This is a genomic window from Mycobacterium sp. PTI7, from assembly GCF_056679845.1.
Map to the genome: position 1 here is coordinate 4,401,851 of NZ_CM155252.1, position 12,139 is coordinate 4,413,989.

At 71.1% G+C, this 12,139-nt stretch carries 14 protein-coding genes and 1 pseudogene; 11 read left to right on the forward strand and 4 right to left on the reverse strand.

The genetic code is table 11. The features are described from left to right. Positions 1-146 precede the first annotated feature (146 nt). From AC1MEY_RS21175 to rraA, 7 genes are read left to right on the forward strand one after another with little or no spacing between them, the layout of a single operon-like run. Positions 147-803 carry a DUF6474 family protein gene (locus tag AC1MEY_RS21175; protein WP_480227355.1) on the forward strand — a complete coding sequence of 219 codons (657 nt, stop codon included), beginning with the start codon at positions 147-149 and terminating at the stop codon, positions 801-803. An 8-nt stretch (positions 804-811) separates the two neighbouring features. Further along, positions 812-1,345 (forward strand): hypothetical protein, encoded by a 534-nt coding sequence (locus AC1MEY_RS21180; RefSeq protein WP_480227356.1) that lies wholly within the window; start codon positions 812-814, stop codon positions 1,343-1,345. 35 nt (positions 1,346-1,380) lie between these two features. After that, entirely contained in the window at positions 1,381-2,088 is a 708-nt protein-coding gene (locus tag AC1MEY_RS21185; RefSeq protein ID WP_480227357.1) for a YcnI family copper-binding membrane protein, read from the forward strand. Beyond that, positions 2,088-2,606, forward strand: a complete 519-nt coding sequence (locus AC1MEY_RS21190) for a copper resistance CopC family protein (RefSeq protein ID WP_480231603.1) — start codon at positions 2,088-2,090, stop codon at positions 2,604-2,606. The genes AC1MEY_RS21185 and AC1MEY_RS21190 overlap by 1 nt, the downstream gene beginning before the upstream one ends. Then, a complete protein-coding gene (locus AC1MEY_RS21195; protein WP_480227358.1) occupies positions 2,603-3,526 on the forward strand; it encodes a CopD family protein in 924 nt (307 codons plus the stop codon). Before AC1MEY_RS21190 ends, AC1MEY_RS21195 begins: the two co-directional genes overlap by 4 nt. A gap of 29 nt (positions 3,527-3,555) precedes the next feature. After that, positions 3,556-4,038 (forward strand): hypothetical protein, encoded by a 483-nt coding sequence (locus AC1MEY_RS21200; protein WP_480227359.1) that lies wholly within the window; start codon positions 3,556-3,558, stop codon positions 4,036-4,038. Positions 4,039-4,057: 19 nt separating this feature from the next. Further along, complete coding sequence (rraA, locus tag AC1MEY_RS21205) at positions 4,058-4,537, forward strand: ribonuclease E activity regulator RraA (RefSeq protein WP_480227360.1); 480 nt, start codon at positions 4,058-4,060, stop codon at positions 4,535-4,537. Positions 4,538-4,629: 92 nt separating this feature from the next. Here rraA and AC1MEY_RS21210 read toward each other — a convergent pair whose 3' ends face one another. After that, a complete protein-coding gene (locus AC1MEY_RS21210; protein ID WP_480227361.1) occupies positions 4,630-6,099 on the reverse strand; it encodes a flavin-containing monooxygenase in 1,470 nt (489 codons plus the stop codon). 76 nt (positions 6,100-6,175) lie between these two features. Between AC1MEY_RS21210 and AC1MEY_RS21215 the strand changes: the two genes are divergently transcribed. Then, entirely contained in the window at positions 6,176-6,817 is a 642-nt protein-coding gene (locus AC1MEY_RS21215) for a TetR/AcrR family transcriptional regulator (RefSeq protein WP_480227362.1), read from the forward strand. 25 nt (positions 6,818-6,842) lie between these two features. After that, a complete protein-coding gene (dinB, locus tag AC1MEY_RS21220; RefSeq protein ID WP_480227363.1) occupies positions 6,843-8,084 on the forward strand; it encodes a DNA polymerase IV in 1,242 nt (413 codons plus the stop codon). Positions 8,085-8,095: 11 nt separating this feature from the next. Here the strand turns inward: dinB and AC1MEY_RS21225 are convergent, their stop codons facing one another. Then, positions 8,096-9,106 carry a PHP domain-containing protein gene (locus AC1MEY_RS21225; protein WP_480231604.1) on the reverse strand — a complete coding sequence of 337 codons (1,011 nt, stop codon included), beginning with the start codon at positions 9,104-9,106 and terminating at the stop codon, positions 8,096-8,098. A gap of 13 nt (positions 9,107-9,119) precedes the next feature. Next, on the reverse strand, positions 9,120-9,686 hold the full coding sequence (locus AC1MEY_RS21230; RefSeq protein WP_480227364.1) for a TIGR03086 family metal-binding protein: 567 nt from the start codon (positions 9,684-9,686) through the stop codon (positions 9,120-9,122). A 78-nt stretch (positions 9,687-9,764) separates the two neighbouring features. On the opposite strand from AC1MEY_RS21230, the gene AC1MEY_RS21235 reads away from it, so the two are divergent. After that, complete coding sequence (locus tag AC1MEY_RS21235) at positions 9,765-10,619, forward strand: LLM class F420-dependent oxidoreductase (protein ID WP_480227365.1); 855 nt, start codon at positions 9,765-9,767, stop codon at positions 10,617-10,619. A gap of 401 nt (positions 10,620-11,020) precedes the next feature. Continuing rightward, positions 11,021-11,222: pseudogene (locus AC1MEY_RS21240) on the forward strand (hypothetical protein); the annotation flags it as partial. A 39-nt stretch (positions 11,223-11,261) separates the two neighbouring features. Here the strand turns inward: AC1MEY_RS21240 and AC1MEY_RS21245 are convergent. Further along, positions 11,262-12,047: a DeoR/GlpR family DNA-binding transcription regulator gene (locus AC1MEY_RS21245; protein ID WP_480227366.1), complete on the reverse strand. Its 786-nt coding sequence runs from the start codon at positions 12,045-12,047 to the stop codon at positions 11,262-11,264. Positions 12,048-12,139: the final 92 nt, after the last annotated feature.

A 12,139-nucleotide genomic window follows, 5' to 3' on the forward strand; every position in this document is an offset into this window, starting at 1 on the left:
AATCTTCCGAGCCCGTTTGCTGGTGCGCGGAACGGGCATCGGCGAGCGGGGCGAGGCCGACACCCGTCGCCGCCGACGATAGTGTTGGGCCCACTCGCGCATCCATGCGCACGGAATGTCGGACACGTGACCGGGAGGCGACCGGGATGGCCCTGTTCAAGCGGCGAAAGAGTCGTGCCATCCGCCGGGCCGAGGCCCGCGCGATCAAGGCCAAGGCGAAGCTGGAGGCCAAGCTCGAGGCCAAGAACGAGACGCGTCGCATCAAGGCTCAGAACAAGCGGCAGAACGCCGCGATCAAGGCCGAGCTGAAGGCCTGGCGCGCCAGCGACCAGACGGCGCTCAAGGTTGCCGAGGCGCAACTGAAGGCCGTCCGCGAGGGTAAGTTGCTGTCGCCGAGCAAGATCCGCCGGATCCTCACGGTCGCGCGCATGCTGGCGCCGGTGCTGGTGCCCGTCGTCTACCGGGGCGCGATCGCCGCGCGCGGCGTGCTCGACCAGCGCCGCGCGGATCAGCTGGGCATCCCGCTGAGCCAGGTCGGGCAGTTCTCCGGCGTCGGTGGCGCTCTGTCGGCGCGGATCGCCGGCGCCGAGCAGTCCCTGCGCAAGGTGTCGGACAAGAAGCCCAAGGACGCCGAAACCAAGCAGTTCGTCGCGGCCATCACCGACCGGCTCACCGATCTCGCGGCCGCGATCGCCGCTGCCGAGAACATGCCGGTCAGCCGGAGGCGTGCCGCACACGCCGCCATCGCCGACCAGTTGGACGGCATCGACGCCGATCTCCTGGCGCGACTCGGTCTGGTCTGACCGGGCCCGTGCCCACCCGCCCGGTCCCGGCGACGGCGCTCCTGCGCGGGTCGGCGGTCGGGATCGCGACGGCCACCCTCACCGTCGCCGCGCACGCCGCGGCCGGCGGCGGCCTGCCCTCGGGCGTCGGGGCGGTCCAACTCGCGCTGCTGGGCCTGACGATCGGCGGCGTCACCGCGCTGCTCCGGCACGGTGACCGCGTCGTCGTCCTGATCACCGCGCTCGCCGCGGGCCAGTCGATCGGGCACGTGCTGCTCGGCGCCGCCGGCCACCACCACGGCGTGGCCGGATCCCCGTCGTCCACCGTGATGCTCGCCGCCCACGCCTGCGCCGTGGTCGCGATCGCCGCGTTCATCGCCGTCGGCGAGATCCTGGTCCGTGCGGTCTCGCGCGCGGTGCGCGCCACGGCTCCCATCCCGACATCTCCCGTTCCGCCGAGCGTGGCGCCGGTGCTCCGCCGGTGCTCCCACCCGATGCGCTCCACGCTGCTGCTCGCCGCGTCGTCGTCCTACCGAGGTCCCCCGGTCCGCGCCGTCCGCTGACCCCTCCTCCTCGACGACCCAGAAGGCACGACTTCATGCACTCCACATCCCGGGCGTCCTCGCGCGCCCTCCTGGCGACCGCCACCGCGGGCGCCGTCCTCTCCATCTCCCTCACCGTCGGCGCGGGCACCGCCGCCGCGCACGTGCACGTCGACGGCGACGGTGCCGCACCCGGCAGCACCTCCGTGCTGACGTTCCGGGTTCCCGGCGAATCCGAGAACGGCACGCTGACGACGAAGTTCAGCGTCGCCCTGCCCGACGTCGCATCGGCACGCACCGAGGTGATGCCCGGCTGGACCGCCAGCCTCGACCGGGACGCCGCGGCCGGAACCGTGCGATCGGTGACGTGGACCGCCGCTCCGTCGGTCGGCATCTCGGCCGAACAGTTCGCGCTGTTCCGCGTCTCGGTGGCGCTGCCCGACGAGGAGTCGGTCAGCCTGCCCGCCACGCAGACCTACTCCGACGGCCGGGTGGTGCGGTGGGATCAGGCGCCGTTGCCCGGCGGCGGCGAGCCCGAATACCCGGCCCCCGTGCTGGAACTGACGGGTACGGCGGCGGGCGGCCACGAGCACGGGTCGGCGGCGCCGACGGCCTCGGCGGAACCCGGTGCGGCCGAACCCGCGACGGCTGCGCCCGCATCGCTCGCCCGTCCCGACGACACCGCGCGCTGGCTGGCCGGCGGCGCGCTGGTGCTGGCTGCGGTGGCCGTGGTGGTCGCCCTGGTCCGCAGGAGGTCCGCGTGATGCGCCGCTGCGCCGGGCTGATCCTCGTCACGGCCATGATGGCGGCGCTGGCCCTGATCGGTGCGGGTCCCGCGTCCGCGCACGCCGCCCGCATCGACGCCGCCCCTGCGCCGAACGCGGTCCTCGACGCCGGGCCGGCTCGGGTGACGGCGACGTTCAACGAGGCCCTGCAGACCAGCTTCGCCGCCATGAACGTCGTCGGACCGGACGGCAACCTGTGGTCGGCGGGGGCGGCGACGGTGGCAGGCCCGGAGATCTCGGTCGAGATGCGGCCGCTCGGGCCCGTGGGCACGTACACCGTGAACTACCGCGTCACGTCCGCCGACGGTCATCCGGTGTCGGGCAACTGGACGTTCGACCTGGACGTCGCGGGGACGGGGACCCCCGGGCCCCCCGTCGCGTCGTCCGCCGCCGACGGCGACACCGTCGGGCCCGGCCTGTCGGCGTGGCCGTTCGTCCTCATCGCCGCGGCCGTGATCGGTGGCGGCGCGGTGTGGGCGGTGCGGCGGCGGCCGTGACGCGGTCGCGGACGCTGATCGGCGGCGCCCTGGTGGTCGTGGCGGCAGCGCTGCTGGCATGGGTGCTCGCGTACCCGCGGAACCCGTTGGGGGACAGCGCGGTTCGCGCGGTGGCCGACTGCGTCGCCGTGGTGACGCTGGGGCTCGCGGTGGTGCCGTGGCTCGACGTCGAGCGGTACCGGCGTGAACTGGCCGGCCACGCCGCGGTGCCGCTGATCGCGGCGGCGGCGGTGTGGGCGGTCGTCGAGTTCGTCCGGTTGCCGCTGGCGGCCGCCGACGCCGCCGGCGTCTCGGTGCTGCGGATCGGCGCGCAGACCACCTACGAGTTCGCGGTGGCCACCGCGGCGGGCCGCGCGGGGCTGGTGTGCGCGGCGGCGGCCGTCGTGGTGGGCGTGGCCGCGGCCGTCGGTCCCCGCACGGCCGCGGCGGGCGTCGTCACCGCGGGCGCCGCCGCCGTCGGCCTCACCGGCCGGACACTCGTCGGCCACCTGTCCGAGGACGCGTTCGGCGGGATCGCGGTCGCCATCCACGCCCTCGCCGCGGCGCTGTGGTGCGGCGCCCTCGCGGCGCTGGTGCTGACGGTGCACCACCGTGGCCGGTGGGCCCGCGTCCTGCCGAGGTTCTCCCGCATGTCGCTGGTGTGCGTGATCGTCCTGGTGGTGGGAGGGGTGATCGGCGCGCTGGCCGCCCTGGCCTCCCCCGCCGATCTGTGGGCCACCGGGTACGGCCGGCTGCTGCTGGCCAAGGCGGTGCTGACCGTGGCCCTCGTCGCCCTGGCCTGGCGCAACCGGACGTGGTGGCTGCCCGCCGCACGCACCCACCGGGCCACCGCCGACATGTCCCTGACGCGTTCGCGGGTCGAACTCGCGGGGATGGCCGTCGCGCTCGTGCTGGCTGCGGCGCTGGCGGTCACCGGCTAGCGGGCTGGGCCTGCTGGCATGATGGGCGCATGGCAAGTTCTCAGGATGGCCCCGCCGGGCAGGCGTCGAACGAGCCGACGCCTCCGTCGCCGCCCGCCAAGAAGGCCCCGGCGAAGAAGGCACCGGCCAAGAAGGCTCCCGCGGCGAATGCGTCGGCCACGAGCGTCGGCGCGGACGCGCCCGCCAAGAAGGCCCCCGCGAAGAAGGCACCGGCCAAGAAGGCCGCTCCCGCGAAGAAGGCTCCCGCGGTCAAGGCACCCGCCACGAAGATCACCCCCGCCGCACCGGCTGCACCTGCCGCGCCCGCGGCTCCCCCGGTTCCCGAGGTCGATCTGAGCGGCGCCGCCGAGACCGCCGCCCAGGCGAAGTCGACCGTCGCCCAGGCACCGCCGATCCCTCCGCCGGTCGCGCCGGGCCCGGAGACCTCGCGCCTGCCGGTGCTGGCCGCCGTCGTCGCGGGCGTCCTCGCGATCATCGTCGTGCTGCTGGCACGCCGGAATTCCGACGACTGAGGATCGCTAGCATCGTCGGGTGACCATCGAACCCCGCGCCACGGCCGATCTCGTCGACGACATCTATCCCGATGTGCGCAGTTGCGATCTGCAGCTGCGGAACTTCGGCGGCGTGACGGACTTCGCCGGGCCCATCACCACGGTGAAGTGCTTCCAGGACAACGCCCTGCTGAAGTCCGTGCTGTCGGAGCCGGGCGAGGGCCGCGTGCTGGTCATCGACGGTGACGGATCGCTGCACACCGCGCTGGTGGGCGACGTCATCGCCGGCATCGCGAAGGACAGCGGCTGGGCCGGCCTGATCGTGCACGGCGCGGTGCGAGATGCCTCGACGCTGCGCACCATCGACGTCGGCATCAAGGCGCTCGGCACCAACCCCCGCAAGGGCGGCAAGACCGGTGCCGGCGAGCGCGACGTCGAGGTCACCTTCGGCGGCGCCACCTTCGTGCCGGGCGAGGTCGCCTACTGCGACGAGGACGGCATCGTCGTCGTCCCCGCCTGACCTGCCAACGCCGAGAAGACGCGAACTCCCCTGAACCGCAAGGATTCAGGGGAGTTCGCGTCTGTTCGCGGGATGGGTATCCCAGGGTCAGGTCAAGCAGACACCGGCGCGCGGTGCTTCGTGAAGTGCAGCGACTCCTCGTCGACCTTGCCCTGGCGGATGAGCCGCAGGTCGAGGAAGTAGTTCTGCTTGAGCCGCCACGGCGCCTTGCTGCCGGACTTCGGCAGCTGGTCGATCGCCCGCAGGAAGTAGCCGGGCGCGAAGTCCATGAACGGCAGCTCGTCGATGCCGTTGCCGGGGTGCTGCGGGACGACGGTGTCGAAACCGTTGTCGTCCATGTAGTTCAGCACGCGGCAGACGAACTCCGACACCAGGTCGGCCTTCAGCGTCCACGACGCGTTCGTGTATCCGAACGTGATCGCGAAGTTCGGGATGCCGGAGAACATCAGACCCTTGTAGGTCATCAGCGACGGCAGGTCGATGGGCTCGCCGTTGAGCGTCGGCGTGAGGCCACCGAGCAGCTGCATGTTGAGACCCGTTGCGGTGACGATGATGTCGGCCTTGATCGTCTCACCGGAGTTGAGCTTGATGCCCTCGGGCACGAAGGTGTCGATCGTGTCGGTGACGACGTCGGCGTTGCCCCTGCGGATGGTCTTGAAGAGGTCGCCGTTGGGGGCGAGGCACAGGCGCTGGTCCCACGGGTTGTAGCTCGGGCCGAAGTGCTTCTCGACGTCGTAGCCCTCGGGCAGCCGGCGCTTGGCCATGGTCAGCAGCGTCTTGCGCATGTACTGCGGGAACCTCCGCGCGAGCTGGTACTGCGCGGTGCTGAAGACGATCGCCTTCCAGCGGTTGATCACGTGCGCGACGTCCTCGGGCAGGTACTTGTTGGCCTGCACCGCGATCGGGTCGACGTCGGGCAGCGAGCCGACGTACGACGGCGAGCGCTGCAGCATGGTGACGTGGCCGGCGCCCTTGTTGACCAGCGCGGGGATCAGCGTGATGGCCGTTGCGCCACTGCCGATCACGACGATCTTCTTGCCGGCGTAGTCCAGGTCCTCGGGCCAGTGCTGCGGGTGCACGATGGTGCCCGCGAAGTCCTCGGAGCCGGGGAACGTGGGCGAGTAGCCCTCGTCGTAGTTGTAGTAGCCGGTGGTGGCGAACAGGAACGAGCTGGTGAGCTGCACCGTCTCGTCGCCGCGCTCCACGGTGACGGTCCACTTGTTGTCGGCGTCCGACCAGTCGGCCGCGACGACGCGATGGTTGAAGCGGACGTTCTCGTCGATGCCGTTCTCGGCCGCGGCTTCCTTGATGTACGTCAGGATGTCGGAACCCTCGGCGATGGACTTGGCCGACTTCCACGGCTTGAACCGGAAGCCCAGGGTGAACATGTCGGAGTCTGAGCGGATACCTGGGTACTTGAAGAGGTCCCAGGTTCCACCCATGCCCTCACGGCGTTCCAGGATGGCGTAGCTCTTGGACGGGCAGCGGTCCTGCAGGTGCCATGCGGCACTGACGCCGGAGATGCCTGCGCCAACGATGATCACGTCGAGGTGTTCGGTCATGCCGACACGCTATCAACGCCATGTTGAATTGGTCAACAGTGTGTTGAAAAATTCGACATGCAGTAAAGTCGAGCCCGTGACGACCACCAGTGCCAGCCGATCCGGGCGCAGTCGGCGTTCGACGCGACCCTCCGGCGACGATCGCGAAGCCGCGATCCTCGCCACCGCGGAACGGCTGCTGACGGACAAGGCGTTCGCCGACATCTCCGTCGACGACCTGGCCAAGGGCGCCGGCCTGTCCCGCCCGACGTTCTACTTCTACTTCGCCTCGAAGGACGCGGTGCTGCTGGCGCTGCTGCAGCCACTCATCGCCCAGGCGGACACGGGGTTCGACGGCGCGATGGACAACCTGCCGGGCGATCCCCGGCGCGCCTTCCGCGAGGGCATCCGCACCTTCTTCACCGCGTTCGGCTCCCACAGCGTCGTCGCGAAGGCCGGCACCGAGGCAATAGCGGGCAGCCCCGACGTGCGGGCGGTGTGGTCGGCCTTCATGCAGAAGTGGATCACCCAGACGGCCGCACTGATCGACGCCGAACGGGCCCGCGGCGCCGCTCCCGACACGATCCCGTCGCACGACCTCGCGACGTCGCTGAACCTGATGAACGAACGCGCCATGACGGCCACCCTGGTCGCCGAGGAGGGCGCGGTCACGCAGGACCGCATCGTCGAGACGCTCGCGCACATCTGGCTGACCAGCATCTACGGCGACTCCCAGTAGGCCCGTCGGCCCGAGATGCGAACATGTGTTCGTGTCCGAAGGGCCAGAGCAGCGGGTGGGTGCGGCCACGATCCTGCATGCCGACCTGGACTCCTTCTACGCCTCGGTCGAACAGCGCGACGACCCCTCGCTGCGCGGGCGGCCGGTGATCGTCGGCGGCGGCGTGGTCCTCGCCGCCAGCTACGAGGCGAAGGCCTTCGGCGTCAAGACCGCGATGGGCGGCAGGCAGGCGAAGCAGCTCTGCCCGCAGGCCGTGGTGGTCCCGCCGCGGATGGCGGCCTACTCCGACGCCAGCGCCGCGGTGTTCGAGGTGTTCCACGACACCAGTCCCCTGGTCGAACCGCTGTCGGTCGACGAGGCGTTCCTCGAGGTCGGTGGGCTCGCCCGGGTGTCGGGCACCCCGGTGCAGATCGCCGCACGGCTGCGGGAGCGGGTGCGCGTCGACGTCGGGCTCCCCATCACCGTCGGGATCGCGCGCACCAAGTTCCTCGCGAAGGTCGCCAGCCAGGAGGCCAAGCCCGACGGGCTGCTGCTGGTGCCGCCGGACCGCGAGCTGGCCTTCCTGCATCCGCTGCCGGTGCGCCGGCTGTGGGGCGTCGGCGCCAAGACGGCCGAGAAACTCAACGCCTGCGGCGTCTACACCGTGTCCGACGTCGCCGGCCTCACCGAGTCGACACTGACGTCGATCGTGGGTGGCGGCATGGGCCGCCAGCTGTTCGCGCTCGCGCACAACGTGGACCGGCGGCGCGTGGTCACCGGTGTCCGGCGACGCTCGGTGGGTGCGCAGCGCGCGCTCGGCCGCGCGGGAAACAGCATGTCGGACAGCGAGATCGACGCCGTCGTCGTCAACCTGGTCGACAAGATCACCCGGCGGATGCGCAAGGCCGACCGCACCGGACGCACCGTGGTGCTGCGGCTGCGCTTCGACGACTTCGGCCGCGTCACCCGCTCGCACACGATGCCGCGGGCGACAGCGGCCACCGACGTGGTCCTCGCGGCGGCGCGGACCCTGATCGCCGGGGCCAAGCCGCTGATCGCCGAACGTGGGCTCACCCTGGTCGGGTTCGCGGTGTCGAACATCGACCGCGACGGCGCGGCGCAGTTGGAGCTGCCGTTCCCCGGGTCCCCGGAGGACCACCAGCAGGACCTGTCGGCGCTGGACAGCGCGGTCGACGAGGTCCGGCAGCGGTTCGGCAACGCGTCGGTGATGCGCGGCGTGCTGCTGGGCCGCGACCCCGGCCTGGAAATGCCCACCCTGCCCGACTGACGCCGACCGAACTAGGGCCGCGCGCCGGTCCACTCGAGCAGGCGCTCCACCGGCCAGGTGTTGACGATCCGGTCGACCGGCACGTCGTTGTCGAGGGCCCGCTGCGCGCCGTAGCCCAGGAAGTCGAGCTGGCCGGGGGCGTGGGCGTCGGTGTCGATCGAGAAGGTGCAGCCGATGTCCAGCGCCTGCCGGAGCAGCCGCGTCGGCGGGTCGCGACGCTCGGGCCGGGAGTTGATCTCGACGGCCGTGCCGTGGTCGCGGCAGGCGGTGAAGACCTTCTCCGCGTCGAACTGCGACTCCGGGCGGGTGCCCCGGCCGCCCGTGACGAGCCGGCCGGTGCAGTGGCCCAGCACGTCGGCGTGCCCCTCGGACACGGCGCGCACCATCCGCCGGGTCATCGCCGCCGAATCCATCTTGAGCTTGGAGTGCACGCTGGCCACCACCACGTCGAGGCGGTCGAGCAGTTCGGGTTCCTGGTCGAGGCTGCCGTCGTCGAGGATGTCGACCTCGATGCCGGTGAGGATGCGCATGGGCGCGAACCGGTCGCGCAGTTCGTCGATCACGTCGAGCTGCCTGCGCAGCCGTTCCGGCGAGAGCCCGTTGGCGACGGTCAGCCGCGGTGAGTGATCGGTCAGCGCGCAGTACTCGTGGCCGAGCCGCTGCGCGGTGGCCATCATCTCCTCGATCGGCGCACCGCCGTCCGACCAGTTCGAGTGCAGGTGCAGGTCACCCCTGAGTGCGGCGCGGATCTCACCGCCGCCGAGATCGCCTGCCGCCTTGCGGAGTTCGGCGAGCGTGTCGGGTTCGCGGCCCGCCCACGCCTGCGCGATCACCGTGGCGGTCTTGGGGCCGACGCCGGGCAGGGTCTGCCAGCTGTTGGCCCGGCCGTGCTTCTCGCGCTCGGCGTCGTCGAGCTTCTCGATGACGTCGGCCGCGTTGCGGTAGGCCATCACGCGGCGGGATTCCTCGCGCGCACGGTCCTTGAAGAACGCGATCTCGCGCAGCGCTGCGACGGGGTCGATGGGGTCCATTCCCCTAGTGTGCGCTCCAGCGCGGATCGCGCCCACTGACGGCCAGCGCCCGTTCGAACGGCGACGCGTCGGGACCGACGTCGACCGCCGGCCCGAACAGCCCGTCGACCGGTCCGTCCGCGGCGAAGGTGATGACGTACCCGAGGACCGCCTCGGCGTCGGCGTCCTCGACCGCGTAGTCCTGGCCGGTGGCCACCGCGATGTCCCAGCCGTGGATGGTCACCTCGCCGAGCGCGATCATGGCGATGACGTCTCCGGGCAGGTCCTGACCCGCGATGCGGGACATCCCCTGCCATGCGGCGGGATCCGACCACGCGACGGCGAGGCCGGCGAGGTTCTCGGGATAGCGATCCCGCCAGTCGTCGTCGAGCAGGTACCCGTCATCGGCCGGCGGGGTGTCGGTGAGTTCGCCCAGGTCCTTGCGCGCTGCCGCGGCGAACGCGACGCCGAGGGACCCCACGTGCGCGACGAGTTCGCGCAGCGAGAGGTGCTCGCACGGAGTGGCCGCGTCCATCTGGTCGTCGCGGACACCGTCGAGGAGTCGGGCCGTCCGCCTGCATGCCGTCGTCATGTCGATCATGGTGTTTCGACCCGGGCGGAGACGGAAACTCATCGGCGGCTGCCAGGATTCCGGACTAACGTCGAGTGCGTGCGATTCGCGTTCAAGACCTCCCCGCAGAACACCACCTGGGCCGAGATGCTCCCGATCTGGCAGGCCGCCGACGAGATCGACGTCTTCGAGTCCGGCTGGACGTTCGACCACTTCTATCCGATCTTCTCCGACTCCACGGGGCCGTGCCTCGAGGGCTGGATCACCCTGACCGCGCTGGCGCAGGCCACGAAGCGGCTGCGCGTCGGCGTGCTCGTCACGGGCATCCACTACCGCCATCCCGCGGTGCTCGCCAACATGGCCTCCGCGCTCGACATCGTGTCCAACGGCCGCCTCGAACTGGGCATCGGCGCCGGCTGGAACGAGGAGGAGTCCGGCGCCTACGGCATCGAACTCGGCTCCATCAGGGAGCGCTTCGACCGCTTCGAGGAGGCGTGCGAGGTGCTGACCGGTCTGCTCACCCAGGAGACCACGACATTCGACGGCAAGTACTACCAGCTCAAAGACGCTCGCAACGAGCCGAAGGGCCCGCAGCAGCCGCACCCGCCGATCTGCATCGGCGGCAGCGGCGAAAAGCGCACCCTGCCGCTGACCGCGAAGTACGCCGACCACTGGAACTTCGTCGGCGGCACCCCCGAGGAATTCGCGCACAAGCGCAACGTGCTGGCCGCGCGGTGCAAGGACATCGGCCGCGACCCCAAGGAGATCACGCTGTCGGCGCACGTGCGCCTCGGCGAGGATCGCAACTACCGCAAGCTGATCGAGGACTGCGTCGCCCTCGGCGCGGAGGGACTGGACCTCGCGATCATCTACCTGCCGCCGCCCTACGACCCGGCCGTGCTGGAGCCGCTGGCCGAGGCGATCCGCGACTCGGGACTGCTCACCACGCCCTAGCCCGGGACGCCGACGTGGCCCGCCGCCGCACTTCATCTCGGCCCACTGCTCACCGACGTAGCCCGCGACCGTCCAGATAGCGCTGAGCGACAACGTCACTCACACTTTCGTCGCCTCAGCGCTACCTCGACGCGTTGAGCGGCCCCGCCCGGAGCACGTGTACACCTGGGCGCGTCATCATTCGTTGACGCGCCAGGGAGACACACTGCTCGGCTGACGGGCAGAACGCAGCCCGCGACCGTCCAGATAGCGCTCAGCGCCACCGTCACTCACACTGTCGTCGCCTCAGCGCTACCTCGACGCGTTGAGCGGCCCCGCCCGGAGCACGTGTGCACCTGGGCGCGTCATCATTCGTTGACGCGCCGGGGAGACACACTGCTCGGCTGACGGGCAGAACGCACGAACGCCGCTACCTGCTCTGCGACGCCACCTGCGAAGTCTGGTTCGAACGCCATGGCCGGCCCATCGGCGCCGGCCGGACCACCCGCACCATCGACCGACGGCTGCGGCGCCACCCGCGGCCTGCACGCCCACCACACCACAGCACCACCGGACGTCCCACCCTGCTCCGGCCCACACGGCGAACGCGCCCAATGGTGGTGATACACACCGTTCGAACCACCACCTATCACCGCGAACTAGCTATGCGTCGCCGACCTCGACGACGTGCACGCGGACGCCGTGCTCCGCGATGCGCTCCAGCTGCCGTGGGTCCGCGGTCGAGTCGGTCACCAGGTGGTCGAGACGGTCCAGCGCCGTCATCTTCGCCAGCGTGACCTTGCCTATCTTGGAGCCGTCGACGGCCACGACGACGCGTTGGGCGTTGGCGGCCATGGCGATCGCGGTGCGTGCCTCCGCCTCGTCGTAGGTGGTGGCGCCCACCTCCGCGGACATCCCGTCGGCGCCGAGGATCGCGGTGCCGACGGTGATCACCTGAAAGGCGTGCTCCGACATGGGGCCGACGGCCTCCAGAGAGTTGGCGCGCACCAGGCCGCCGGTCATGATCACCTTCATGTGCGCGTCGACGGCGCAGTCGGCGGCGATGGTCAGCGAGTTCGTCACGATGGTCATGTTCGGCCGGCCCTTCAGCGAACGCGCGACCTCCGCGGTGGTGACGCCACCGGTCAGTGCCACGGCCTGCGGTCCCGCCGGCACCAGGGCCGCGGCGTGCTGGGCGATCCGCCGCTTGATCGCGACCATCCGGTGGTCGCGCAGCCGCACCGGGATGTCGCTGCCGCTCGGATCGAGTGCCCGGGCGCCGCCGTGCGTGCGCTGCAGCAGTCCCTGCTCCTCCAGATCGCTCAGATCGCGGCGCAGCGTCGCCGCCGACACCCCGAGTTCGTCGCACAGCACGTGGGACGCGACCTCCCCGCGATCGCGCAGCAGCGACAACACCTCCCGCATCCGGTCCGTGCGTCGGATCGACATCGACGGGTCCTCCTCGGGTGAGCGACAATCAGTTTTACTGAGCGTTTCGCCGATTGCCATTGCGCGTTGTGAGCGAGCTTCTCATGCTCGAT

Excerpts from the sequence above, each read along its gene's own strand:
- AC1MEY_RS21185 (WP_480227357.1), top strand. The coding sequence starts at position 1,381 with ATGCACTCCACATCCCGGGCGTCCTCGCGCGCCCTCCTGGCGACCGCC.
- AC1MEY_RS21190 (WP_480231603.1), top strand. The coding sequence starts at position 2,088 with ATGCGCCGCTGCGCCGGGCTGATCCTCGTCACGGCCATGATGGCGGCG.
- AC1MEY_RS21230 (WP_480227364.1), bottom strand. The coding sequence starts at position 9,686 with ATGACGACGGCATGCAGGCGGACGGCCCGACTCCTCGACGGTGTCCGC.
- AC1MEY_RS21210 (WP_480227361.1), bottom strand. The coding sequence starts at position 6,099 with ATGACCGAACACCTCGACGTGATCATCGTTGGCGCAGGCATCTCCGGC.
- AC1MEY_RS21175 (WP_480227355.1), top strand. The coding sequence starts at position 147 with ATGGCCCTGTTCAAGCGGCGAAAGAGTCGTGCCATCCGCCGGGCCGAG.
- AC1MEY_RS21245 (WP_480227366.1), bottom strand. The coding sequence starts at position 12,047 with ATGTCGATCCGACGCACGGACCGGATGCGGGAGGTGTTGTCGCTGCTG.
- AC1MEY_RS21200 (WP_480227359.1), top strand. The coding sequence starts at position 3,556 with ATGGCAAGTTCTCAGGATGGCCCCGCCGGGCAGGCGTCGAACGAGCCG.